At 65.9% G+C, this 21,211-nt stretch carries 19 protein-coding genes and 1 pseudogene; 12 read left to right on the top strand and 8 right to left on the bottom strand.

Annotated elements, in window-relative coordinates; translation table 11 throughout:
- Positions 1-16 precede the first annotated feature (16 nt).
- The gene (locus tag ACQ651_RS03610) at positions 17-607 is read right to left on the bottom strand and encodes a GNAT family N-acetyltransferase (protein WP_430448341.1); all 591 of its coding nucleotides are present in this window, start codon (positions 605-607) and stop codon (positions 17-19) included.
- A 236-nt stretch (positions 608-843) separates the two neighbouring features.
- On the opposite strand from ACQ651_RS03610, the gene ACQ651_RS03605 reads away from it, so the two are divergent.
- A complete protein-coding gene (locus ACQ651_RS03605; RefSeq protein WP_227285365.1) occupies positions 844-1,296 on the top strand; it encodes a paraquat-inducible protein A in 453 nt (150 codons plus the stop codon).
- On the opposite strand, the gene ACQ651_RS03600 is transcribed toward ACQ651_RS03605, so the two are convergent.
- The gene (locus tag ACQ651_RS03600; RefSeq protein ID WP_430448340.1) at positions 1,293-2,279 is read right to left on the bottom strand and encodes an autotransporter outer membrane beta-barrel domain-containing protein; all 987 of its coding nucleotides are present in this window, start codon (positions 2,277-2,279) and stop codon (positions 1,293-1,295) included. The genes ACQ651_RS03605 and ACQ651_RS03600 overlap by 4 nt on opposite strands.
- A 627-nt stretch (positions 2,280-2,906) precedes the next feature.
- Between ACQ651_RS03600 and radA the strand changes: the two genes are divergently transcribed.
- The 3 genes from radA (at position 2,907) to purF (ending at position 6,555) form a co-directional block, all read left to right on the top strand.
- Entirely contained in the window at positions 2,907-4,271 is a 1,365-nt protein-coding gene (gene radA / locus ACQ651_RS03595) for a DNA repair protein RadA (RefSeq protein ID WP_375552721.1), read from the top strand.
- A gap of 58 nt (positions 4,272-4,329) precedes the next feature.
- Complete coding sequence (locus ACQ651_RS03590; RefSeq protein WP_227285363.1) at positions 4,330-4,923, top strand: CvpA family protein; 594 nt, start codon at positions 4,330-4,332, stop codon at positions 4,921-4,923.
- A 126-nt stretch (positions 4,924-5,049) separates the two neighbouring features.
- The gene (gene purF / locus ACQ651_RS03585) at positions 5,050-6,555 is read left to right on the top strand and encodes an amidophosphoribosyltransferase (protein ID WP_227285362.1); all 1,506 of its coding nucleotides are present in this window, start codon (positions 5,050-5,052) and stop codon (positions 6,553-6,555) included.
- Positions 6,556-6,570: 15 nt separating this feature from the next.
- On the opposite strand, the gene ACQ651_RS03580 is transcribed toward purF, so the two are convergent.
- Positions 6,571-6,975 carry a BLUF domain-containing protein gene (locus ACQ651_RS03580; protein WP_227285361.1) on the bottom strand — a complete coding sequence of 135 codons (405 nt, stop codon included), beginning with the start codon at positions 6,973-6,975 and terminating at the stop codon, positions 6,571-6,573.
- A 203-nt stretch (positions 6,976-7,178) separates the two neighbouring features.
- Positions 7,179-7,784 carry a biotin transporter BioY gene (locus tag ACQ651_RS03575; RefSeq protein ID WP_227285360.1) on the bottom strand — a complete coding sequence of 202 codons (606 nt, stop codon included), beginning with the start codon at positions 7,782-7,784 and terminating at the stop codon, positions 7,179-7,181.
- Positions 7,785-7,907: 123 nt separating this feature from the next.
- Here ACQ651_RS03575 and ACQ651_RS03570 point away from each other — a divergent pair, with 123 nt between their 5' ends.
- On the top strand, positions 7,908-8,573 hold the full coding sequence (locus ACQ651_RS03570; protein WP_430448338.1) for an SDR family NAD(P)-dependent oxidoreductase: 666 nt from the start codon (positions 7,908-7,910) through the stop codon (positions 8,571-8,573).
- A gap of 9 nt (positions 8,574-8,582) precedes the next feature.
- Here ACQ651_RS03570 and ACQ651_RS03565 read toward each other — a convergent pair whose 3' ends face one another.
- The 3 genes from ACQ651_RS03565 to ACQ651_RS03555 all read right to left on the bottom strand — a co-directional run bounded on the left by ACQ651_RS03565 (position 8,583) and on the right by ACQ651_RS03555 (position 11,230).
- Complete coding sequence (locus ACQ651_RS03565) at positions 8,583-9,785, bottom strand: serine hydrolase domain-containing protein (RefSeq protein ID WP_430448336.1); 1,203 nt, start codon at positions 9,783-9,785, stop codon at positions 8,583-8,585.
- Between the two features lie 157 nt (positions 9,786-9,942).
- Entirely contained in the window at positions 9,943-10,365 is a 423-nt protein-coding gene (locus ACQ651_RS03560; RefSeq protein ID WP_227285357.1) for a cell division protein ZapA, read from the bottom strand.
- Complete coding sequence (locus ACQ651_RS03555; RefSeq protein ID WP_430448334.1) at positions 10,358-11,230, bottom strand: hypothetical protein; 873 nt, start codon at positions 11,228-11,230, stop codon at positions 10,358-10,360. The genes ACQ651_RS03560 and ACQ651_RS03555 overlap by 8 nt, the downstream gene beginning before the upstream one ends.
- A gap of 268 nt (positions 11,231-11,498) precedes the next feature.
- On the opposite strand from ACQ651_RS03555, the gene tkt reads away from it, so the two are divergent.
- Positions 11,499-13,517 carry a transketolase gene (gene tkt / locus ACQ651_RS03550; RefSeq protein ID WP_430448332.1) on the top strand — a complete coding sequence of 673 codons (2,019 nt, stop codon included), beginning with the start codon at positions 11,499-11,501 and terminating at the stop codon, positions 13,515-13,517.
- 72 nt (positions 13,518-13,589) lie between these two features.
- Here the strand turns inward: tkt and ACQ651_RS03545 are convergent, their stop codons facing one another.
- Complete coding sequence (locus ACQ651_RS03545; protein WP_430448331.1) at positions 13,590-14,567, bottom strand: DUF808 domain-containing protein; 978 nt, start codon at positions 14,565-14,567, stop codon at positions 13,590-13,592.
- Between the two features lie 250 nt (positions 14,568-14,817).
- Between ACQ651_RS03545 and gap (ACQ651_RS03540) the strand changes: the two genes are divergently transcribed.
- From gap (ACQ651_RS03540) to ACQ651_RS03515, 6 genes and pseudogenes are all read left to right on the top strand, one after another.
- On the top strand, positions 14,818-15,822 hold the full coding sequence (gene gap / locus ACQ651_RS03540) for a type I glyceraldehyde-3-phosphate dehydrogenase (RefSeq protein ID WP_430448330.1): 1,005 nt from the start codon (positions 14,818-14,820) through the stop codon (positions 15,820-15,822).
- Positions 15,823-15,888: 66 nt separating this feature from the next.
- A complete protein-coding gene (locus ACQ651_RS03535; protein ID WP_227285352.1) occupies positions 15,889-16,032 on the top strand; it encodes a hypothetical protein in 144 nt (47 codons plus the stop codon).
- 126 nt (positions 16,033-16,158) lie between these two features.
- Positions 16,159-17,163: a type I glyceraldehyde-3-phosphate dehydrogenase gene (gene gap, locus ACQ651_RS03530; RefSeq protein WP_227285351.1), complete on the top strand. Its 1,005-nt coding sequence runs from the start codon at positions 16,159-16,161 to the stop codon at positions 17,161-17,163.
- Between the two features lie 85 nt (positions 17,164-17,248).
- Positions 17,249-18,426 (top strand): annotated as a pseudogene (locus ACQ651_RS03525) (phosphoglycerate kinase).
- A 117-nt stretch (positions 18,427-18,543) separates the two neighbouring features.
- Entirely contained in the window at positions 18,544-20,142 is a 1,599-nt protein-coding gene (locus tag ACQ651_RS03520; protein ID WP_227285349.1) for a hypothetical protein, read from the top strand.
- Positions 20,143-20,258: 116 nt separating this feature from the next.
- Positions 20,259-21,149, top strand: coding sequence for a fructose bisphosphate aldolase (locus tag ACQ651_RS03515; RefSeq protein WP_430448328.1), 891 nt, complete (start codon positions 20,259-20,261; stop codon positions 21,147-21,149).
- The last annotated feature ends 62 nt before the right edge of the window (positions 21,150-21,211 follow it).

Below are 21,211 nucleotides of genomic sequence, written 5' to 3'. Positions count from 1 at the left end.
CCCCCTTAATCTCCCGCTATATCAATTCCTTGCGCATGATCGGCCGCGTCTCCGACCGGCGGGCAACCTCCACAAACCCCGCCCGCCGGAAGCTGCCCGCAAATCCGGTCCAGGCATAGACCGGCGGATAGGTCCGTTTCGGCGTGTCGACCGGATACCCCTCCAGCATATCCGCGCCCCTCTCTCGCGCGAAGCCGCAGGCCGCGCGCAGCAACTGCACCGATAGGCCCGTGCGGCGAAACCGCTTGTCGATCAGGAAGCACGAGACGCTCCAGACCGGTCTGTCATCCACCGGTTGCAGGACCCGCGACCGCGCGAGCCGGATGAACGCCATGCGCGGGGCGACCTGCACCCAGCCCACGGCCAGACTGTCGTGATAGGCGATCAGACCCGGCCCCGGCCCCTCCGCGAACAGCGCCTTCATCGCCGCCCGGTTGCCCGCGCCCATGCCCGCCTCCATCTCCGCGCGGGATTGCCGCCACAACATGCACCAGCACCCGCCGCAGCCACCCTTTTCGCCCATCACGCTGGCAAACCCGGCCCAATCCGCGGGGCGGATGTCAAAGATCATCGAAGGGCCACCGGGCGTTCCTTCACGCGTCTGCATCCGTCTTCTCCACCAATGGTCCTGCACCGGTCCGCAGGCCGGCGCGATCACGGCGGGGGCACCGCGTCGCGCCCGAAGCCACAGACTTCTTCCCGGGGCAAGGATAATATCAGAACATATGGTGAACATTACATCGGTCGGGGCGATATCCCAAGCACGATCTTTCAGCGAAGACTTGCCTGCCCGGGCGCATCGGGTCATCTGCGTCAGAAGACCGGTTGCAAAAAGGCCCTTCCATGCGCGCGCTTCAAGTCGCCAATCTGGCGCTGTTGATCCTGTTCCCCATCTCCTGGACCGCGCCGCTGATGCGGGCGGGCGTGCTGCCGCTCTTCGGGCTGGAGGAGATCTCCGTCCTGTCGGGCATCGCGGCACTTTGGGAGGATGAGAAGCTGCTGGCCGTTCTGGTCACGATCTTCGCCCTGATCGCGCCCATGGCCAAGACGATTGCCATCGCGCTGATCCATCTCGGCCGGTTGCCCGGTCGGGCGCTGCGCGTCACCACGATGCTCGGCAAGCTGGCAATGGCGGATATCTTCCTGATCGCGCTCTACATCGTTCTGGCCAAGGGCGTCAGCGTCGGGCGCATCGAAACCGCCTGGGGGCTCTGGCTGTTCACGGCCTGCGTGCTCGCCTCGCTGGCGATCAGCCTGGCGAGCGGCAGGCGTCTGGCAGCGGACGGGGCGCCCTAGAACCGGATCTCGAAGCGCAGATTGCCCGACGTCGTGCGAAGATCGGATCCAAGCCCGCCGACCGCAACCCCGGCCGCCAGACGGCTGCGATCCGACAGATCGAAATCGGCCCCCAGTTCCACACGGCCCGACCAGCCTTCTTCATCGAAGCTGCCCGACGCCAGCGCGGTCGTTGCATCGGTCGACAGATGGTCCCCGTACAGACCGAGATAGGCCCCGCCGAAGGACGTAGGGAAACTGTAGCGCGCGCCAAGCGATATCTCCGTGTAGTCGATATCTTCGGTTCCGGCGGCGGCCAGCGTGCCACCGGTTCCTGTGATCTCCTCCTGACCGGTCAGAACCGTGATCGACGGCGTCAGGGTCCGATCGCCCAGTGCGATGTCGCGGGTAAGCGACACACTGAACGCCAGCGTGTCGCTTTCCGCGCTGCCCGTACCGCCGGCATCAACCTGATCATAATCGCTTTGGCCGTAAACAAGGCTGAGATCGGCCGACCACGATCCGTTGCGATAGCTTGCATAAGGTTGAATGAAGCGAAACGTGCCTTCCTGGGCAAATCCGGTCGAGGACGCGTTCAGATCGGCCGCGCCCAGTGAAACGCCAACGATCCAGTTCGGCGACACCGCGACATCGGCCCCGAATTGCAGACCCCGACCGGAGTAGTCGCGACTGTCGGACCGGCCAGAGGCCTCATATCCGGTGAATTCGAACCATGTATATAAGTTGCCGACCAGATCGGGCGACTGAGACGAGACCGCAACAACCTGTGGGCTGCCATCTTCGGCAGGAGCCAGTTCATAGCTCAGCGCCCGGCCCCGGGCGACAAAACTGTCCTCGGCAGATGACCGGGCCACTGCGAAAGAAGAGGCGGAGGATCTGCGGCTCAAGGCGCCGGCGGCCCCGACAAGCTGCGCAAACTGTTCGCTGACTGCTGGCCCCCACCCCAGAACCGCGCCTGTAAACGTCTTCGTAATCGTGAACACTTCATTTCCTGTATCGAGATGATCCGGCATGAACAAAATCGTGTACTGACCGTTACTCAGGCCCGACGGCCCGCTGGTCGTGCTGCCTTGAAACAAACTGGACGTTCCAGCATAGCCATCGATCCCGGAAAGAGCCGAGTTAATGGTCGCATCACCCGGGAAAGGGGCCGATCCGGTATGGAAATAAATAAGGGTTCCGTAATGCTCATCTCCGCAACACCCGTTAACGACGGTTTGAAGATCGCGGCGTATGGAGAAGACGGATACATCGGTAATGGTTACCTGAACCGTGCTGTAAGGTTGAGAAGTGTTGAGCCTCTGCGTACCCGTGGCATCTATGGTTGACACATGTGTGAAGCTGTCCTGCGCGAACACTGCAGAAGACAGCAGTGTGGTTGCGGCCAGAGCCGTTGAAAACCGAACATAATCCATATGGAGAGCCTTATGCCTGTATCGCGCAATTTCGCGCTTGTTTTACCATTCCACTATAGGCGGAATACCGCCTGCCGACTCATCAAGTCAATATTTTTCCCCTGAAGAAAACCCATGGCTTCCGGTCCGTGCCGCCTGACGGCTGGCGCAATCCGGGCCATGGTCTTTCCGCATTGGGCAAGGTACCAACCCGCCATGGCAAAACCCGTCACCCAGTTCATCTGCTCCGCCTGCGGCTCGGTCCACAAGAAGTGGTCGGGCCGGTGCGACAATTGCGGCGAGTGGAACACGATCGCCGAGGAAGCCCCGTTGAGTGCCGGGCCCGGAAAATCGCTCGGCGCGGTCAAGGGCCGCGCCATGGCCCTGACCGATCTGACGAGCGAGGAAACGCCGCCGCCCCGCCAAAGCTCCGGTCTGGCGGAGCTGGATCGGGTGCTTGGCGGCGGGCTTGTCGCGGCGTCGGCCTGTCTGGTGGGCGGCGATCCGGGCATCGGCAAATCCACGCTTCTGCTGCAGGCCGCCGCCAGCTTCGCGCGCATGGGCCTGAAGGTCATCTATGTCTCCGGAGAGGAGGCGACGGCGCAGGTTCGCATGCGGGCGCAGCGGTTGGGGCTGGCGGATGCCTCGGTCAAGCTTGCCGCCGAAACCAACCTGCGCGACATCCTGACCACGCTGGATGCCGAACGCCCCGATCTCGCGATCATCGACTCGGTGCAGACCATGTGGCTCGACACGGTCGAGAGCGCGCCCGGCAGCGTGTCGCAGGTGCGCGCCGCGGCCCATGAACTGGTCACATTCGCCAAGAAACGCGGTGTCGCGGTGATGCTGGTGGGCCATGTGACCAAGGACGGCCAGATCGCGGGGCCGCGGGTGGTGGAACACATGGTCGATACCGTCCTCTATTTCGAGGGTGAGCGCGGCCACCAGTTCCGCATCCTGCGCAGCGTCAAGAACCGGTTCGGCCCCGCCGACGAAATCGGCGTGTTCGAAATGACCGGTGCGGGGCTGGCCGAAGTGCCGAACCCCTCGGCGCTGTTCCTGTCGGACAGGGACACGCCCGCGCCGGGGTCGGTCGTCTTTGCGGGTATCGAGGGCACGCGTCCCGTGCTTGTGGAAATCCAGGCCCTCGTGGCGCCCTCGTCGCTCAGCCAGCCGCGTCGCGCGGTAGTCGGATGGGACAGCGGGCGGCTGTCGATGATCCTTGCGGTGCTGGAGGCGCGGGTCGGTATCTCCTTTCAGGGGCTGGATGTGTATCTGAACATCGCGGGCGGCATGCGCATCTCGGAACCGGCCGCCGATCTGGCCGTGGCGGCGGCGCTTTTGTCCGCGCGGGAAGATGCCGCGATTCCGCCGAACTGCGTGGTATTCGGGGAATTGAGCCTTTCCGGCGCGCTTCGCCCCGTGTCGCAGGCGGAAAACAGGTTGAAAGAGGCCCGGAAACTTGGTTTTTCACAGGCTATAGCGCCCGAGGGGTGCAAAACCGGCGATGGCGCGGGTATGGAACTGAAAGCCATGGCCGATCTGACCCGGTTCGTGGGCGATATTTTCGGCGCCGCCTAGGCGCGCCGGGGCAAGGACGGCGCCAGCAGCAGGGGCGCAGAAAGAAACGAGGGCAGCCATGGACGGCTTCACCATCATCGACGGCGTCGTGGCCGGGGTCATCGTGATTTCCGCGATTCTGGCCTATTCCCGGGGCTTCGTGCGCGAGGTCATGGCAATCGTCGGCTGGATCATCGCGGCGGTCGTGGCCTTCATCTTCGCCCCCATTGCCTTTCCGCTGGTGGACGAGATCCCCTATCTGGGCAGTTTCATCGGCGGCAGCAACGAACTTGGGATCATCGTCGCCTTCGCGGGTGTCTTTGCCATCGCGCTCGTCATCGTCTCGATCTTCACGCCGCTCTTCGCCAGCGCCGTGCAACGCTCGGTGCTGGGGGGGCTCGATGCCGGTCTGGGCTTTCTCTTCGGGGTCGCGCGGGGCATTCTACTGATCGTGGTGGCGCTGATCGTCTATGACCGGGTGTCGGGCGATCAGGCGGTGTCGATGGTCGATGACAGCCGCACCGCCCAGATCTTCGGCCAGCTTCAGGACCGGATCGAGGCGCAGATCCCCAGCAACGCACCGGCCTGGATTCTCGATCGGTACGAAGAGCTGATCAACGCCACCGAGCCCGCAACCGACGAACCGGCCGCCCCCGAAACGACCGGCAACTAGGGCATCGCCGCAACAATTGTGACAGCTTGATGAAGCGGCGCGTGACAGCCCCTGCCCGACGCCCTACATACAAGCTGAACTCTGACCCCGGATTCGGCCCTGACCTGCTGCCACAGGAGCGACTGAATGAGCCACCCGACTGGCGCTGACGACCGGTTTCCCACCCATCCTTTCGACCCGTTTTTCGATGATGACAAACTGCATGAGGAATGCGGCGTCTTCGGCGTGATCGGCGTGACCGATGCGGCGAATTTCGTGGCCCTTGGCCTGCATGCGCTTCAGCATCGCGGGCAGGAGGCGGGCGGGATCGTCGCCCACCACCCCGATCACGGGTTCAACTCCGCCCGGCGCTTCGGCTATGTGCGGGACAATTTCACCTCCCACAAGGTGATGGAGACCCTGCCCGGCCCGCTGGCCATCGGCCATGTGCGTTATTCCACCACCGGCTCCAAGGGCAACACCGCCATCCGCGACGTGCAGCCCTTCTTCGGGGAGTTCGCCATGGGCGGCGCGGCCATCGCCCATAACGGCAACATCGTGAATGCGGAGGAACTCCGGCGGGAGCTGATCGGGCGCGGCTCGATCTTCCAGTCTTCGTCGGACAGCGAATGCATCATCCACCTGATGGCGCGCAGCTATCAGAAGAACATCCCCGAGCGGATGAAGGACGCGCTCAGACGGGTCGAAGGCGCGTTTTCCATCGTCGCGATGACCCGCACCAAGCTGATCGGCGTGCGCGATGCGCTTGGCGTGCGGCCGCTGGTTCTGGGCCGGATCGGTGACGGAGCCTGGGTGCTGAGCTCGGAGACCTGCGCGCTGGACATCATCGGCGCCGAGTTCGTGCGCGAGGTGGAGCCCGGCGAGATGGTGGTGATCAATGGCGACGGCATCGAAAGCTACATGCCGTTCGAGCCGCGCAAACCGCGCAGCTGCATCTTCGAGCATGTGTATTTCTCCCGGCCCGACAGCATTCTGGGCGGCCAGTCGGTCTATGAAACCCGTCGTCAGATCGGGGTGGAGTTGGCCCGGGAGGCGCCGGTGGATGCCGATCTGGTCTGCCCCGTGCCCGATAGCGGCACGCCCGCGGCCATCGGCTTCAGCCAGGAAAGCGGCATTCCCTATGCGATGGGCATCATCCGCAACCAGTATATGGGCCGCACCTTCATCGAGCCGACCGAACAGATCCGCAACATGGGTGTGCGCCTGAAGCTGAACGTGAACCGGGCGCTGATCCGCGGCAAGCGCGTGATCCTTGTGGACGACAGCGTGGTGCGCGGCACGACCTCCCGCAAGATCAAGGAGATGATCCTGGATGCCGGCGCGGCGGAGGTGCATTTCCGCATCGCCTCTCCGCCCACGGCATGGCCCTGCTTCTACGGGGTCGACACGCCCGAACGCGAAAAGCTTCTGGCCTCCACCATGTCGGAGGAGGAGATGCGCGCGCATCTGCAGGTGGACAGCCTGCGCTTCATCTCCCTTGACGGTCTCTACCGCGCCGTGGGCGAGCCCAAGGGGCGCGATGCCGGATCGCCGCAATATTGCGATGCGTGTTTTTCGGGCGATTACCCGGTGCGTCCCACGGATATGGAGGCCAAGGGGTTCGAGTTTCGGCAGCGCGAACCGGCCGAGTAGACCGACAGGCGGCGTTCAGCCCGCCGGGATCTCCCGGCGCACCCGGCGAAACACGGACACGAATTCCTGCGCGGTCGCGTGGTCCAGCACCCCGTCGGCCACCGCGTCCCGGTCCCACATCCAGCCCCGCGCCGGATCGTCCAGCATGTCCCATTCGCCGAAAAGCCGCTCTGTCACCGCCCCGTCGCTGCGCAGGGTGACGTCCAGATGCCGGTCATCGCGGATGATGCTTTTGTAGATCTCGGTGACCGCCGGTTCGGGCCCTTCGAGAAGCTGGAGATAGAGATCCGCCCGACAGATCAGCGCGCCGGTCACGCCAGCCGCGGAGTTGCGCCCGCGGGCAGTGACGAGAATGCCGTTCAGCGTGGCCTGATCATAGCCGAAGGGGCGCGAGGAATAGATCAACTGAACAAGGTGCATCGGCAAACCGCTTTCGACCCGGGCGGGCGATTGTGCCCGCCACCGCAGGCAGCCTGCGCCGCCATGCCACGCAAGTCCAGCTTTCTTCTGCGCCGACGGCCATGGCCGTGGTTTCGGGGGGCCCTGCAACGCAAAACGCCGCCCCCGCGGACGGGGACGGCGCTTTGAATGTGGTAGGGACCGACGCGAGGCCCGGAAGGCGCTCAGCCGCGCTTGCGCAGCACCGTCCAGGCGCCGGTGACGATCAGGGCCGCGAGTACCGCCTTGATCGCATCGCCGATCAGGAAGGGCGCGACGAAACCGGCCCAGATCGCCGAGGCATCCAGACCGACCCAGCCGGCCTCAACGCCGAGCACACCGGCCACGGCCATTGGCCAGATCGCACCGGGGATATAGAGCAGCGCCGAGATCACCACGCCCGCAAGCGCGGTGCCGAGGAAGCCTTTGGCCAGCCCGCGTTCCGCCGCCAGGCCGGCCAGCCATGCCATGCCGACGAAGCCCACGAGGAAGCCCGCGGTCGGGCCGACGAAGGCCAGCGGCCCGAGTGCGGTGGTGGGCGTGAAGACCGGCAGACCGGCCCAGCCCTGCGCCAGATAGACCAGCAACGTGACCGCGCCCATGCGCGAGCCGAAGGCGAAGCCGACGGTCAGGATGGCCAGGGTCTGCAGGCTGATCGGCGACGGCCAGAGCGGAACGCTGACCTTCGCGGCAAGCGCGATCAGCAAGGTGCCGAACACCACCATCAGCGTCTTGCGCAGCAGACCATCGGTTCCGAAAGCGGCTTGGCTCAGGGTCATTTCGCGGCTCATCGGCCTCTCCTTGCATAATGTCCATGTCGGGGGATGTTGTCTGATGCAGGCGCGGCAAAGTCAAGCAATCCGCCGCAGGCTGCACCCCTTGCCAAGCGGCGCCAGACGCGGCATTTGGCGGCCATGGAAAAGATACTGGACGGACAGATCGCGCTGGTGACCGGCGCTTCCCGCGGGATCGGCGCGGCCAGCGCCGAATGGCTGGCGGCACGGGGTGCGCATGTGGTGGCGGTGGCCCGCACGACGGGCTCGCTGGAAGAACTGGATGACCGCATCCAGGCTGCGGGCGGAAAGGCCACGCTTGCGCCGATGGATGTGACCGATGAAGGGGCGATGGCCCATCTCTGCCGGTCGATACATGACCGGTGGGGGCATGCCGATATCTGGGTTCACAGCGCCTTTCACGCCACGGCGCTGACCCCCACGCCACATCTGACGGCCAAGGATCTGGACCGGCTGATCGCCACCAATATCCGCGCGCTGGCCCGGCTGATCGCGCTGGTCGATCCGTTGATTGCGCCCAGCCCGGCCCCCAGGGCGGTTTTCTTCGACAGCGACTGGGACCGGAAATTCGCGGGCGGCTATGGCATGTCCAAAGCGGCGCAGCGGGCGCTGGTGGAAAGCTGGCGGGCCGAAACGGCGAAATCCGGCCCGAAGATCCACCTGCTCAAGCCCGAGCCGATGCCCACCGCGATCCGGGCCCGGTTCTATCCCGGTGAAGACAGGGACGCCCTCGCCTCCCCCCGCGACGAGGCCGCGCGACTGCTGCCGGTTCTGCTCGGCGCCTGAGGGTCGGCGTCAGCCCCCCGCGACATGCCGGGCAATGGCGCGAAACGCCGCGACGGTTTCATGGTCGCGGGTATCGAACCCCGCGTCGGCGCTTTTCTTCACGATCACGATCTCGCGTGACGGGTCGATATAGATGTACTGCCCCCAAATGCCGATGGCGAGGTAATCGCCCTGCGGATCTTCGGGGATCCACCAGTGATACCCGTAGCCGAAGCTCCAGAACGAGGCCGGGTTGTCACCCGGTTGCAGATGCGGCGCCTCCGGCGTGATACTGGCCTCGATCCAGTCCTGCGGCACGATCTGCACGTCATCCCGGGCCCCGTTCTGCAGATAGAGCTGGCCGAACCGGCCATAATCCCGCAGCGTGGCGTTGAAGCAGCACATCGCGATCGTTTCGCCGGAGACGCTGCGGCTCCAGGTGGCATCGGCCTCCGCCCCCATGGGGGCCCAGAGCCGGGTTTGCGCATAGTCCGCAAGCCCGATACCGGTCGCACCCTCCAGCACAAGACCGAGCACCAGACTGTCGCTGCTGATATAGTCGTTGTAGATGCCGGGCTCCCGCTCCGCCTCGTAGTCGGCCAGAACCTCGGCCAGCGGGGTGCCGGTGGAGAAGCTCATGAAAATGCGGTACACGTCCGACAACGGATTGGCGTAGTTCTCGTCGAACCCGATGCCCGATGACATGGTCAGCACATGCCGGATCGGAACCGCGCCATAGGCCGACCCGTCCAGCGCGCCGACATAATCCGCGACCGGGTCATCGATGGATGCGATATGGCCTTCTTCCAGCGCGATGCCGATCAAGGCCGACAGCATTGATTTCGCGACCGACCATGACGTGAAGAGCGAGGTCTCGTCCGCCCCGAGCCGGTAGTCCTCGTGGGCGATCTGTCCCTGATGCAGGACAAGCAGCCCGGTCGTCTCGGTTCTGTCCAGAAATGCGGCCAGGTTCCGGTTTTCGCCTTCGAACTCATAGCCGTCCGGTAGGCTGTGGGGCGCTTCGTCCAACGCCCAGACCGTCGTGCCGCGCCGAACCGGATCGGACGGGAACAAGGCATCGAGATTGCGGAAATTCTCAACCCGCGTACCTTCGGAAAACAGCATGAGACCGTCCCAGGCCGGGCTGTTGCGCAACAGGATGTAGCCCCCCGCCCCGGCCAGGATCAGAATCAGCCCCAGCCCAAGGAACACCCGCAACACGACCCGCTTCATCTTCACCCCTTCCGAAAGTCGACGGGACGCTCCCGACGGGGCAAAGATTAGGCCAAGTCATCTGTGAGATGAATGCCGCCGGGCAGGGTCAACCCGAAGGGATCAATCGAATAAACCTATGAGCCACAGGCACAATCCGCGGCAGACCGGCGCGGACCTACCCGCGCGCCCGGTCGAGCGTATCGGCCATTGCTTCGGCCCGTGCGGCCAGTTCGGCCAGACCATCGGTTACCTGCGCCGGGATCACGGCGATCTCGGCGGGCGGCGCCGCCTCTTCCAGTTCGGCGATCCGGCGCGCCCGGTCGTCCAGCCGGTTCTGCGCCGTGGTCAGGGCCGATTGCATCGCCTCCATCTCGCTCTGCATGCGGCCCAGATCCTCCTCCAATCCGGCGGTCTTGTCGGCCAGCATCAGGCCCGCCATCAGCAACATGCGCTCGGGCGGCATCCGGCCGATCTGGCCCAGAACCACCGCCGCCTCGGTATCGAGCATGCGGGCGGCGGATTCCAGAAACGGCTCTTCACCTTCCTGACAGGCCACGGCAAATGTGCGGCCGCCGATTTCGATATCCAGCTCAGGCATTGGCTTTGTCTCCGCTTACAAGGGGGGTCAACTCGTCCACGATATCCTGCATCTCGGCCGCATCCGCCGCGCGTTCCGCCTTGAGCGCGAGCAGTTCGGCGGCCAGCGCGGCATTCAGCAGGTCGGCATCCACCGCGTCGCCGGCCGCCGCGTTCCGGCGCATCTCCTCGCTGGTTGCGATCAGTTCCGCATTGGCCAGCCGCAACTTGCGCAGTTCGGCACGCAGCGCGGCCTCCGGCATTGCGGCGCCATCCGAATCCGACGCGCGCAGTTCGTCCAGCGCATCCTGCGCCTCGTCGCGGGCGGCCATGGCGGCGTGGCTTTCGCCGCGCAACCGCTTCACCCGGCGGCGCAGAACCTCGACCTCGTTTTCCAATTGGGCGATCCGGTCCTTGTCGGCGGGGTCGCCCGCGTCAGCCGAAGACGCCGTATCCGCCTCGGCGACCTTGCCACGCAGCTCTTCGATGGTGGCGCGCGCCTGCTCCAGTTCGGCCTTCATCTCGTCCAGATGACCATCATGGGCGCTGGCGGCGCGGGCCAGTTCGTCCCGGCTTGCCTGACGGGAGGCCTCCAGCGCGCGAACCTGCTCCGTCAGATCCGCATTGGCGGCCTGTTCCGCGGCCAGCGCGGCCTGGGTTTCGGCCAGCGCCTCGCCCCCTGCCCCCTCCTCGGCCTCGGCCAGACGGGCGGCAAGTTCGGTCGCGCGCGCCTCGGCGGCTTCCAGCGCGGCTGCGGCGGCGTTCATGTCTTCGGCGGCACCGGTCTGGCTCTGCAGGGCGGTCACGCCCGCGGCGATCCGGTCAAGCGCGGCGGCAAGACGCCCCTCCAACGCGGCGATCTGGTCCATATCTGCGGTCTCGCTCATGCTCTGCGGATGCCCCCGGTCTCTGGCGCCCCCTTTGGACGGGGGCCGTTTTTCACCTTGTCCGGCGGGCCTGTCGCCGCATTCCGGACCCTCGCGCCTAGCGAATCTTATCCGGACCGGTTTTGCAACCGTTTCCGGGGTTTTCCCGGTCGCGCACGCATTTTTCGCCGCCAAATCGGCACCGCCACCGGCGCGGGCGCGCTTGCACTTCGCCCGACCTCTGCTATCACCGCCCCGACCTAACGACACTTGAGACAGGACGCCCGCCTTGGACCTTTCCGCCCTTGCCGCACAGAACCCCGATCATTGGCGCCGAGCCGCCTGCATCCGCACCCTGACGCTTGACGCGGTCGGTGCCGCGAATTCCGGACATTCCGGCATGCCCATGGGCATGGCCGATGTGGCGACCGTTCTGTTCGAGAAACATCTGAGCTTCGACGCAAGCGCCCCGGACTGGCCCAACCGCGACCGGTTCATCCTGAGCGCGGGCCACGGCTCGATGCTGATCTACAGCCTGCTGCACCTTACGGGCTATGCGGACATGACCATCGACCAGATCCGCAACTTCCGCCAACTGGGCGCGATCACCGCGGGCCATCCGGAATACGGCCATGCCAAGGGCGTGGAGACCACGACCGGCCCGCTTGGGCAGGGCATCGCCAATGCTGTGGGCTTTGCCATGGCCGAGGAAAGCCTCCGCGCCCGGTGGGGCCGCAAGCTGATCGACCATTACACCTATTGCATCGCAGGCGACGGCTGTCTGATGGAGGGGATCAGCCAGGAGGCCATCGGCCTTGCCGGCCGCCACGAGCTGAGCCGGCTGATCGTGCTGTGGGACAACAACAACATCACCATCGACGGTGCGGTGTCGCTCTCGGACCGGACCGACCAGAAGGCGCGCTTTGCCGCTTCCGGCTGGGATGTGTTCGACTGCGACGGCCATGACCCCGCCGATATCGACCGCGCCCTTGGCGAGGCCAAGGCGTCCCCGCGCCCGGCGATGATCGCCTGCAAGACGCATATCGCCATCGGCTCCTCCGCCCAGGATACCGCCAAGGGCCATGGCGCGCTGACCGATCCCAAGCTCATCGCCGACACCAAGGCCGCCTATGGCTGGAAATACGGACCGTTCGAGATCCCAGAGGATCTGAAAGCCGAATGGGAAGCGATCGGGTCGCGCGGCCGCGCCGCGCGCGAGGCCTGGGAGGCGGAGTTTGCCCTGCAATCGGCCACCAGACAGGCAAGTTTCACGCGGGCCTTCGCGGGCGATATGCCCCCGAAACTGTCGGCCACGATCAAGGCGCTGAAAAAGCAGATCTCCGAAACCCGGCCCAAGGTGGCCACCCGCAAGGCCAGCGAGATGGCGCTTGAGGTGATCAACCCGATCGTGCCCGAAACGCTTGGCGGCTCGGCCGATCTGACCGGATCGAACAACACCAAGACCGCAGATCTCGGCGTGTTCTCGCCCGAGGACCGCAAGGGCCGCCACATCCATTACGGCATCCGCGAACACGGCATGGCGGCGGCGATGAACGGCATGGCGCTTCACGGGGGCGTGCGCCCCTATGGCGGCACCTTCATGTGCTTTACCGACTATGCGCGCGGCGCGATCCGGCTGAGCGCGCTGATGGGCGTCTCGGTGCAATATGTGATGACCCATGACAGCATCGGTCTGGGCGAAGACGGCCCCACCCACCAGCCCGTGGAACATCTGGCGATGATGCGCGCCACCCCTAATTGCCTTGTCTTCCGCCCCGCCGACGCGGTGGAAACCGCCGAGGCGTGGGAACTGGCCCTGTCGCAGAAATCAACGCCATCCGTTCTGGCGCTCAGCCGTCAGGGGCTGCCCACGGTCCGGGTCGACCACAAGACCCGCAACATGGTTGCCCAGGGCGGCTATGTGCTGGCCGATGCCGAGGGCAAGCGGCAGGCGATCCTCATGGCCACGGGGTCCGAGGTGGCGATTGCCATGGCCGCCCGCGATCTGCTTCAGGCCGACGGGATCGGAACCCGCGTCGTCTCGATGCCATGCTGGGAGTTGTTCGAGGAGCAGCCCGAAGCCTACCGCAAACGAGTTCTGCCCGGCGGGCCGGTCCGCGTCGCGGTCGAGGCGGCGGTGCGCTTCGGCTGGGACCGCTGGCTTTTCGGCGAACGCGGCAAGCGGGAGAAATCGGGTTTCGTGGGCATGCATGGCTTTGGCGGATCGGCCCCGGCGGAAGATCTCTACGCCCATTTCGGCATCACCGCCGAAGCCGTGGCGGACAAGGTGAAATCCCTGCTGAAATAGCGCCGGCCCATGCCGGGGCCGCACATCCGGCCCGCGCGCGACGGGGCGCGCGACCTTGCGGGGCTGACGGGCTTAGTGCCCGCCGGCCTCGGCCTTGCCGGTCACGGCGCGGATCGTGGGGCCGATCACCCGGGTCGCGACCGGGATCAGCAGCAGACCGAGCACAAGGCCAAGAATGCCGTCGATGACGGCCTTGACCAGCCATTCGGTGAACCCGGCCAGACCGGCGGGCACCAGATGCGCCACGGCCTCGGCCGCATGGTGGATCCTGTCTTCGGGCGCGTGCCAGCCAAGCTCCGCCAGCCCATGCACGATGATCGACCCGCCGACCCAGAGCATCGCCGCCGTGCCGACCCAGGTCAGCACCGTCATGAAACCGGGCATGCCCCGGACGATTGCCCGGCCCGCGCGGCGGGTCACGCCCAGGCGCCCCTCCGCGGCCATGTGCAGACCGACATCATCGGCCTTCACGATCAGCGCGACGCTGCCGTAAACCAGCACCGTGATCCCGACCGCGACGATGGCCAGCGCGGCCGCCTCGAACCAGAGGTTGCTTTCCGGCAAGGCCGCCAGCGCAATGGTCATGATCTCGGCCGACAGGATGAAATCGGTCTTGATCGCGCCCCTGACCTTTTCCTCTTCAAGATGGGCGGCATCCTTCAGCTGTTCGTCGATGGGAATCTCGGGATGCGGTGTAGGGTTCAGCTTGTGCCAGATCTTCTCCGCCCCCTCGAAACAGAGATAGGCGCCCCCCAGCATCAGCAGCGGCGGGATCATCCAGGGCGCGAAGACGGACAGCAGCAGCGCCACCGGCAACAGGATCACCAGCTTGTTGAAGATCGAGCCGCGCGCGATCCGCCAGACAATCGGCAACTCGCGTTCGGCCGCGAAACCGTGGACATATTTCGGCGTCACCGCGGCATCGTCGATTACCGCGCCCGCGGCCTTGGCCCCGGCCTTCGTCGCCTGCCCGATCACGTCATCGACCGACGCCGCCGCAACCTTGGCGATCGCCGCCACATCGTCCAACAGTGCCAGTAGCCCGCTCATCCTGCCCGCCTTGTGTGCAACTTGTGTCCCCACTGGTGGCCCAATCGGCCCCGGAAGGCAACGTTTGCGCCTGCGGGCGGTTCCGCCGGTCCGGAGAGGGGAGGACGCATTTCGTTAGCGCCACCATGGCCGTTTCGACAGGGGTTTGCGCTAACATGCCGGAAACATGTCGGTTTTTCCTTTCGATCCCGGGTCCGGTTTTGTATTCGGACCGGGAAATGCGACGCGCGACGACAAAAGGACACCGGGCATGACTGTCACCATCGGGATCAACGGCTTTGGCCGCATCGGGCGCTGCACGCTGGCGCATATCGCCGAAAGCGGGCGCAACGATGTGCAGGTGGTCAAGATCAACGCCACCGGCCCGATAGAGACCAATGCCCATCTGCTGAAATACGACAGTATCCACGGCCGGTTCGGCGGCGAGGTGCGGGTCAGCGGCGACACGCTTGATCTGGGTCGCGGGCCGATGAAGGTGTTTTCAACCTACGAGCCGCGCGAGCTGGACTGGTCCGGCTGCGACGTGGTTCTGGAATGCACGGGCAAGTTCAATTCCCGCGATCAGGCGGCGGTGCATCTGGAGCACGGGGCGAAACGCGTGCTTGTCTCCGCGCCGGCCAAGGGGGCCGACAAGACCATCGTCTATGGCGTGAACCACCGGGAGCTGCGGCCCGAACACCATGTGGTCTCCAACGGCTCCTGCACGACCAATTGCCTGGCTCCACTGGCCAAGGTCCTGAATGACGCGATCGGCATCGAACGCGGGATCATGACCACGATCCACAGCTATACCGGCGACCAGCCGACGCTGGACCGGCGCCATGCGGATCTGTACCGCGCGCGGGCCGCGGCGCTGGCGATGATCCCCACCTCCACCGGGGCCGCCAAGGCGCTGAAGGAGGTGCTGCCGGAACTCGACGGCAAGCTTGACGGGATCGCGCTGCGGGTGCCCACGCCGAATGTCTCGGCGGTCGACCTGACCTTCGAGGCGGCGCGCGACGTCACCGTGGAGGAGGTGAACGCCGTGGTCGCCGAAGCCGCGGCCGGGCATATGGGCGCAGTTCTGGCCTACGACCCCGAGGCCAAGGTTTCGATCGATTTCAATCACACGCCGCATTCCTCGATCTTCGCGCCGGATCAGACCAAGGTCGTGGGCGGCCGCACGGTGCGTGTGCTGGCATGGTACGACAATGAATGGGGCTTCTCCGTCAGGATGGCGGATGTGGCGGGCGCCATGGGCCGGCTCCTGCACTGAGGGGTTGCGCCCGGCCCCGGCCCGGACCAGTCTGCCGCGACGGATCAGCCCCGGGACCCTGCCCAGATGACCAATACGCTCGCGCTCTGGCTGGCGGCCATCATCCTCACCGTTTTCGCCGCCGATTTTCTGGTCTTCGACTGGGATCTGCACCTGATTCTCGGGGAGTTGCTCCTGCGCCTCCTCGACTGGATGGCCTTCTGGCGCTAGCCGGTCTTTCCATCCCGACATCATACCGTTACAAGCGGACTGTTACCGCTAACATGTGCCATTCCCCAACACGATCTGCATAATGGCACCGAGAGCATCCAGAGTTACATGGCGAGGAGACAGATCATGGCCGTCAAAGTTGCAATCAACGGGTTTGGACGGATCGGGCGCAACGTGCTGCGCGCCATCATCGAGCAGGGCCGCACCGATATCGAGGTGATCGCGATCAACGATCTGGGGCCAGTCGAGACCAATGCCCATCTGCTGCGGTTCGACAGCGTTCACGGGCGGTTTCCCGCCACCGTCACGACCACCGACGACAGCATCGATGTGGGCCGCGGCCCGATCGCCGTCACCGCCATCCGCAACCCCGCCGATCTGCCGTGGTCGGACGTGGATATCGTTCTGGAATGCACCGGCATCTTCAATTCGAAGGAGGCCTGCCAGGCGCATCTGGAGAACGGCGCCAGCCGGGTGCTGATCTCGGCCCCCGGCAAGAACGCGGACGCGACCATTGTCTATGGGGTCAACCACGAGCTGCTGGACGGCGACAAGATCGTCGTTTCGAACGCCTCCTGCACCACCAATTGCCTTGCCCCCGTGGCCAAGGTGCTGAATGACACGATAGGTATCAAGCGCGGGTTCATGACGACGATCCATTCCTATACCGGCGACCAGCCGACGCTCGACACGATGCACAAGGATCTCTACCGCGCGCGGGCCGCCGCGATGAGCATGATCCCGACCTCGACCGGCGCGGCGAAGGCAGTGGGCCTTGTCCTGCCGGAGCTGTCCGGCAAGCTTGACGGGGTGGCGATCCGCGTGCCCACGCCGAACGTTTCGGTCGTCGACCTGACCTTCGAGGCCGGGCGCGACACAAGCCCCGATGAGATCAACGCCGCGATCCATGCCGCCGCTGCCGATGGCCCGCTGAAAGGCATTCTCGGCGTCACCGACGACAAGCTGGTGTCGATGGATTTCAACCATGACCCGCATTCCTCGATCTTCGCCACCGACCAGACCAAGGTGATGGACGGCAACATGTGCCGCGTGCTCAGCTGGTATGACAACGAATGGGGCTTCTCCTGCCGGATGGCCGATACCGCCGTTGAAATGGGCAGATATCTCTGACAGGTGCAGGGAGATCGGTTTCTTCGGAACGCCCGGCCCCCGCGCCGGTTTCAAAGAGGCGGCCCCCGGCCGGAAGGAGCGTGACATGACCTGGAAAACCCTTGACGATTTGGACCTGTCGGGCAAGCGCGTACTGACGCGGGTGGATATCAACGTACCCGTCGAAAACGGCGAGGTCACCGACACCACGCGGATCGACCGGATCCTGCCCACGGTGAAGGACATCCTCGCCAAGGGTGGCCTGCCCGTTCTGGTCGCGCATTTCGGCCGCCCCAAGGGCAAGGTCGTTCCCGAGATGAGCCTGCGCCAGCTTCTGCCGGCGCTGCAAAAGGCCTTTGGGCAGCCGGTCACCTTCGCCGACGGCGACTATGGCGCGGCGGTGCAGGCGATGCAGCCGGGCGATATCCTGCTTCTGGAGAATATCCGCTTCGCCCCGGGGAAGAGAAGAACGACCCCGATTTCGCCGCCCGCCTCGCCTCCCTTGCCGATATCTACTGCAACGATGCCTTTTCCGCCGCCCATCGCGCCCATGCCTCGACCGAGGCCGTGGCCCGGCTTCTGCCGGCCTGCGCCGGGCGACTGATGCAGGCCGAACTGAGCGCGCTGGAGGCCGCCCTTGGCACCCCCAAGCGCCCGGTTGTGGCCGTGGTGGGGGGCGCCAAGGTCTCCACCAAGCTCGATCTGCTCGGCAACCTCGTGGCAAAGGTCGATCATCTGGTGATCGGCGGCGGCATGGCGAACACCTTCCTGTATGCGCAGGGCCATGAAATCGGCACCTCTCTGGCCGAAAAGGACATGGCCGGAACCGCCCGTGACGTGCTGGCGAAGGCCGACGCCGCAGGCTGCACGATCCATCTGCCCAAGGATATCGTCGTCGCGCGCGCGTTCGCCGCCGAGGCCCCGCACGAGACCCTGCCCGCCGACGCCTGCCCGGAGGACGCGATGATCCTGGATGCCGGACCGCAGACCGTCGCGGCGCTGGAGGCGGTGTTCGGGGCCTCCAAAACGCTGATCTGGAACGGCCCGCTTGGCGCGTTCGAGCTGAAGCCGTTCGATGCCGCCACCAATCGCGCCGCCGACGCCGCGGCACGCCTGACCGCCGCGGGCGATCTGATCACCGTGGCGGGCGGCGGCGACACGGTCGCGGCCCTGAACCAGGCTGGCGCGGCGGATCGCTTCACCTACATCTCCACCGCCGGTGGCGCGTTTCTGGAATGGATGGAGGGCAAGACCCTGCCCGGCGTCGCCGCGCTGGAAGGGTGAAGCCGGGCCGGCCGCGCGCGACAGGCCCGGTGCCAGGCAGGGTAAGTGAAACCCCCCTTACCAAACGGCAATTCTGCGGTACTCTCTGCCCCGGACATTTCTGAGGGGAGATTTTTCATGCGTCTTTTCACCATGCTGCCGCGGGCAGCACTTGTCGCCGCCGCGCTGAGCCTGCCTGCCGCCGCCCAAGAGGGCGACCCACGCCCGGGCTATGGCGAGATTTTCGCGCCCGATCGTCTGGCAACGGCACTCGCCAATGTCGGCATTGCCGCGATCCGGACCCAGATGGAGCTCGAATACGAGTATCTGTCCACCGATGTCCTGCGCGGCACGTTGTCCCTGTCCGGTGTCACCGCCCGCCCCCGCCTGCCCTATGACCGCGCCGGGCAATGCGAGATCACCGTGGAACGGGCCGTGCTCAGCTCCGACCTGTCGGAGCCTTTCGCCGTCTCCTCCGAGGTTGCGCTGACGCTGATCGGGGCCAATGCCGCCATCGCCTGCCTGCCGCCGGAGGCATCGCTCGGGCTTCGCACGGCCGGTTTCAATGCCATCACGCTCGACCGGCTGACCCTGACCGCCGATTACGTCTATGGCACCGGCGCCACGCTTTTCGATCTGTCCGCGGCGCTGAACGGGGTGGCCATTCTGGATGTCTCGGCCGCCGGGACCTTCCTGCCGCGGCCGGGTGAGTTCGGGCAATCGGGCGATCCCGCCTTCCGTGTCACGCGGGCCGTGGCCAGCCTGCGCGACACCGGCGGATGGGCCGCCTTGTCGCAATTGCTGCCGGAAAACCTGCGCGCGCCCGAAACCATCCGCGCCCTCGGGAACGAGCAGCTGACCCAGGCCCTTTCCGAAGGCGGCACCCGCAATCTCAGCGCCATCGAACGCAACTTCATCGACGCGCTGATGACGCAGGTGGAGGCCTATGTCCGCGACCCGGGCGAAATCACCATCGAGGCCGATCTGCCACCCGGTGGCATCGTGCTGGAACCCGACACCTACGCCAAACCCCACGGTCTGATCTCGGCGCTGGCGCTGGATGCACGGATGACGCCCCTGTCGCGGTCGCGCCTGATCGACACCGGCCTTCTGTCGCAGATCGACGGCGGCGACCTGACCATCGCCGAGCGGCTCGATCTGGCCCGGGCGCTGATGTCCGGAGACGGCGTGCCGCTGGCCACCGCGCTTGTGCCCGAGCTTCTGGCCCCGGTCCTCGGCAGTGACGATGACCGCGCCGCCGAAGCCGCCGGTCTGGTGGCCAATGCGCTGGCCCGGACCGACCCGGAAACCGCCTATGGCCACGCGCTGCGCGCCACCGCCGCCGAAGTGCCCGGGGCCATTTCGATGCTTGACGCGCTGGAGGCGCGGCTGACCACGCCGACCGTCATCGCCGCGCAGAACGTCAATCTGACCGGCAGCCCCGCCGATGCGCTTGGCACCGGCACCGACCCGCGCGATCTCAGGGCGCTGGCGCTGGCCCATTTCACGGGTCTGGGTGCGCCACGGGCCTATGCGCGGGCCTATTACTATGCGCTTCTGGCCGAAGCCGCGGGCGATATCGGTGCCACGGCGCTCCGCGAGGAGATCGAGGCGCGCTTTGGCGCCCGCGGGCCCGCGGTTGCGGCCTTCTGGTCCGATCTGAGCGCCGAAACCCAACGCGCGGCGCTGGCGGACTGGATCGCGCTCGATCTGGCCAGCCGCTACCGCGCGCCGTGAACGGACGCGGCGGGCAACCGGTCCGGCGCGTCGTTAGCGCCACCAATCTTGCCCGCCGCCGCCGCAGCGCATAAGCACGGGGTCACCCGTTTCCTCCAACGAAAGGCCCTGTCCCCATGACCGATGCCCAAGCCGCCCAAATGACCTCGGCCCCCGGTTTCATCGCCGCGCTGGACCAAAGCGGCGGCTCCACGCCCAAGGCGTTGTGTCTCTACGGGGTCGAGGAGGACGCCTATGGCTCGGAGGCGGAGATGTTCGACCTGATCCACCAGATGCGCGCCCGCATCGCCCAGGCCCCGGCCTTCACCGGCGACAAGGTGATCGGGGCGATCCTGTTCGAGATGACGATGGACCGGGAGATCGGCGGCAAGCCCTCGGCGCGGTTTCTGTGGGAGGACCGGCGCGTCGTGCCGTTTCTGAAAATCGACAAGGGCCTTGAGGAGGAGGCCGATGGCGTCCAGCTGATGAAGCCCATTCCCGATCTTGACGCCCTGCTTGACCGCGCGGTCGCCGCCGGCATTTTCGGGACCAAGATGCGCTCGGTCATCAATGCGGCCTCGGAAAACGGGATTGCCGCCAACGTGGCGCAGCAGTTCGAGATCGCGGCGCGGATTTCGGCCAAGGGCCTGATGCCGATCATCGAGCCGGAAGTGACGATCTCCATCGCCGACAAGGCGCGCGCCGAGGAGATCCTCCTGGCCGAGCTTACCCGGCATCTCGACGCCCTGCCCGAAGGCCGGCAGGTGATGCTGAAACTGACCCTGCCGGACCAGCCCAACCTCTACAAACCGCTGGTGGAGCATCCCGCCGTGATGCGGGTCGTGGCGCTGTCCGGCGGCTATTCGCGGGACGAGGCGAACGCGAAACTGGCGCAGAACACCGGCGTCATCGCAAGCTTTTCCCGCGCCCTGACCGAAGGTCTGTCGGCCCGGCAATCGGATGCGGAGTTCAACGCCGCCATCGGCAAATCGATCGATACGATCTACGCGGCCTCCGTCGCCGGCTAGCGCCGAGCCTGCGGGGTCGGGCGCGCCATTCCCCTCTCGGCATGACGGGACAGGGCCGTGGC

The sequence above is a fragment of the Rhodophyticola sp. genome, assembly GCF_965284195.1.
Lineage (GTDB): Bacteria > Pseudomonadota > Alphaproteobacteria > Rhodobacterales > Rhodobacteraceae > Rhodophyticola.
Note: the sequence above shows the minus strand (reverse complement) of the source record. Positions and strands in the feature narration are given on the sequence as shown.

Coding starts and splice junctions, on each gene's coding strand:
- ACQ651_RS03610 (WP_430448341.1), bottom strand. CDS start 607: ATGCAGACGCGTGAAGGAACGCCCGGTGGCCCTTCGATGATCTTTGAC.
- ACQ651_RS03605 (WP_227285365.1), top strand. CDS start 844: ATGCGCGCGCTTCAAGTCGCCAATCTGGCGCTGTTGATCCTGTTCCCC.
- radA (WP_375552721.1), top strand. CDS start 2,907: ATGGCAAAACCCGTCACCCAGTTCATCTGCTCCGCCTGCGGCTCGGTC.
- ACQ651_RS03590 (WP_227285363.1), top strand. CDS start 4,330: ATGGACGGCTTCACCATCATCGACGGCGTCGTGGCCGGGGTCATCGTG.
- purF (WP_227285362.1), top strand. CDS start 5,050: ATGAGCCACCCGACTGGCGCTGACGACCGGTTTCCCACCCATCCTTTC.
- ACQ651_RS03580 (WP_227285361.1), bottom strand. CDS start 6,975: ATGCACCTTGTTCAGTTGATCTATTCCTCGCGCCCCTTCGGCTATGAT.
- ACQ651_RS03575 (WP_227285360.1), bottom strand. CDS start 7,784: ATGAGCCGCGAAATGACCCTGAGCCAAGCCGCTTTCGGAACCGATGGT.
- ACQ651_RS03570 (WP_430448338.1), top strand. CDS start 7,908: ATGGAAAAGATACTGGACGGACAGATCGCGCTGGTGACCGGCGCTTCC.
- ACQ651_RS03565 (WP_430448336.1), bottom strand. CDS start 9,785: ATGAAGCGGGTCGTGTTGCGGGTGTTCCTTGGGCTGGGGCTGATTCTG.
- ACQ651_RS03560 (WP_227285357.1), bottom strand. CDS start 10,365: ATGCCTGAGCTGGATATCGAAATCGGCGGCCGCACATTTGCCGTGGCC.
- ACQ651_RS03555 (WP_430448334.1), bottom strand. CDS start 11,230: ATGAGCGAGACCGCAGATATGGACCAGATCGCCGCGTTGGAGGGGCGT.
- ACQ651_RS03545 (WP_430448331.1), bottom strand. CDS start 14,567: ATGAGCGGGCTACTGGCACTGTTGGACGATGTGGCGGCGATCGCCAAG.
- gap (WP_430448330.1), top strand. CDS start 14,818: ATGACTGTCACCATCGGGATCAACGGCTTTGGCCGCATCGGGCGCTGC.
- ACQ651_RS03535 (WP_227285352.1), top strand. CDS start 15,889: ATGACCAATACGCTCGCGCTCTGGCTGGCGGCCATCATCCTCACCGTT.
- gap (WP_227285351.1), top strand. CDS start 16,159: ATGGCCGTCAAAGTTGCAATCAACGGGTTTGGACGGATCGGGCGCAAC.
- ACQ651_RS03520 (WP_227285349.1), top strand. CDS start 18,544: ATGCGTCTTTTCACCATGCTGCCGCGGGCAGCACTTGTCGCCGCCGCG.
- ACQ651_RS03515 (WP_430448328.1), top strand. CDS start 20,259: ATGACCGATGCCCAAGCCGCCCAAATGACCTCGGCCCCCGGTTTCATC.